The following is a 2244-nucleotide window of genomic DNA, read 5'->3' on the forward strand; positions in this document are numbered from 1 at the left end:
CAGGCGATGAGCCGCTGCCCGACACCGGAGGAGCGGGCGTGGCCATGATCGCCGTGGCGGGTGCGGTCCTCCTCATCGGCGGAGCCCTGCTTCTCCCAATGACGAGGAGGACGCGCCCGACCACCGCCGCGTAAAACAACCGCGCGAGCACGGATCGTTCCGGAAAGGCCGTCTAAAGCTCGCATGCCCAGTCGCGCCCATTCCGACCGCTTGGAGCGGTCGGAATGGGCGCGACCACGCTTACGACACCCACCACCGACCAAGCGTCACACGATTGCTCGCACCATACGGTCGAAATCTACTCCGCAGCCGGAGACTCGGCCGGACGATCCGCATACCGCGGCATCTACTCGAGCAGGGAGACACGGATCGCGTCGGCGATCACGTAGCCGGCGCCCGAGGTCCACCGGCTCACGCCGACCACCTCGTGGCGCCCGGCGGACATGGTGAACGTCCCGATCGACCGCCATCCCCCGCCGCCGGTCCGCTGGTTCACATTGACCGTCTGGTTGCCGCTGGAGGTCGCCACGATGTAAGGCGTGGCATCGTTGTAGCCGGAGTCGGACGGATACCAGACCTCGACCCGGTACGTGCCTGCCTCGGGGAGGTCAGCGCTGTACCACACCGGGTCCGATACCGGCTCGGGCGTGTTGAACAGGTAATGGTCGCCGTACTTCTGGCTCGAGTACGACGACTGCTCCCAGCTCGAGCCGGCCGCCACATCGTCCGACGCCGCATCGACGACGACGTCCCAGACCGGTTCTCCGCCGCCTCCGTCGTCCTCGGTCACGTAGCCCATATACCGGGACCAGTCCCATATCTGACCGGGGCACGGCGTGGACGACGCCTCGTTATGCCCGATGATGCGGTCCCGGGTCATCGGGATCCCGTGCATCTCACAGATGTGCCGGGTCAGCGCGGCCGACGAGCGGTACATCGCCTCGGTGTACCACGACGCCTGGTCGAAGTAGCCTTCGTGCTCGATCCCGATCGACCGCTGGTTGTAGGTCGAGTTCCCGGCATGCCATGCGTAGTCACGGTGCCTGACCATCTGTGTGACCTGCCCGTCGGACGAACGCACGCAGTAGTGCGCCGACACGTTGGACGACGGGTTCTGGAACCACGAGATACTGCCTGCGTAGCTGCCCTGCATCATGTGGATGACCACATAGTTGATCGGATGGCTGCTCGGGCGGTTCGCCGATGTGTAGTTGCTCGAGTGGGCAGCCACCCACAACGCCGGCGGGTAGTCATCGGTCAGCACACCGACCTCGCGCGTCGCCACGGACCGGTTCGGCTCCACCGGGTTCGGATCCAGCTTCACTCCGGAAGCGTTCGCGCCGCTCCAGAGTGCCTGATAGACGCCGTCGGCGTAGAGCCGCGCCACGTAAGGATCGCTGGCGCCCGAGTAGCGCGCCACCACCGGGTACCACGCGCCCAGATCCTTGCGGTTACCTGCGGACATGCCGGCGTCGTCCGCATAGGCACGCAGGACGGCGGCCGCACCGTCGACGTTGGCCGACTCGTCGGTACTCAGCTTCTTCCTGGAGTGATCGGTCAGCTTGGCGGCCTCCGCGAGAGTGCGGTGCGAGGGATTGTCGACCAGATGCATCAGGCCGTAACCGTTCGCCTGGCTAGGACCATCGTGACTGGTCAGCCGGGTTTCGGCATAACCCAGGGCGATGAGCAGGTCGCGGGGCACTCCATGCGCGCCGGCGGCGGCGTCGAATGCCTCCGCCAATCCGTTTCCGGTGCGCGCCTGCGCCGGCAGCGTGACAGCGGACCCTCCGGCGACTGCGCCGAGGAGTACGCCGCCGCCGAGCGCGAGCGCCCGGCGCCGACTAACGGTCGGGGACGTGGATGTCGATGGAACGGACGGGGGCACAACGGACATCTCTTCTCCTTCGATCTCCGCACGATCTCCGGTCGTCCTGAAATATATTTGCGATCTTTGCCGCCGTCGACCCCTATGAGGGAAATTCTTTCCACCGGAAACCGCACACGAGGGTGCCCAGAACCGAACCAGAGGATGACAGGCTCGCTCACGTCATCCGCACTGCGATCAGACGTCCTTCATGGCTCATCACGGCCCTCTGCCCGCAGAGCCGAGCTCCCCCGCTTCAGGCGAGCGAACATCTCGACGACGGTCCGCAACCCGCGCTGGAGATCGCTCCGTCGGTCCGGTGCGGCGTACCCGAGAGTCACGCCCGCGAGCGACGGCGGGCCGAGAAAGCACCGGCGCAG

2 protein-coding genes are annotated in these 2244 nt (G+C 66.4%); one reads left to right on the top strand and one right to left on the bottom strand.

The features are described from left to right. Positions 1-14 precede the first annotated feature (14 nt). The gene (locus tag ELR45_RS42420) at positions 15-134 is read left to right on the top strand and encodes an LPXTG cell wall anchor domain-containing protein (protein WP_420813796.1); all 120 of its coding nucleotides are present in this window, start codon (positions 15-17) and stop codon (positions 132-134) included. A 212-nt stretch (positions 135-346) separates the two neighbouring features. On the opposite strand, the gene ELR45_RS02450 is transcribed toward ELR45_RS42420, so the two are convergent. Then, the gene (locus tag ELR45_RS02450; RefSeq protein WP_129663122.1) at positions 347-1894 is read right to left on the bottom strand and encodes a golvesin C-terminal-like domain-containing protein; all 1548 of its coding nucleotides are present in this window, start codon (positions 1892-1894) and stop codon (positions 347-349) included. Positions 1895-2244: the final 350 nt, after the last annotated feature.

Origin of the sequence: Phytoactinopolyspora endophytica (assembly GCF_004138495.1) — a bacterium.
Lineage (GTDB): Bacteria > Actinomycetota > Actinomycetes > Jiangellales > Jiangellaceae > Phytoactinopolyspora > Phytoactinopolyspora endophytica.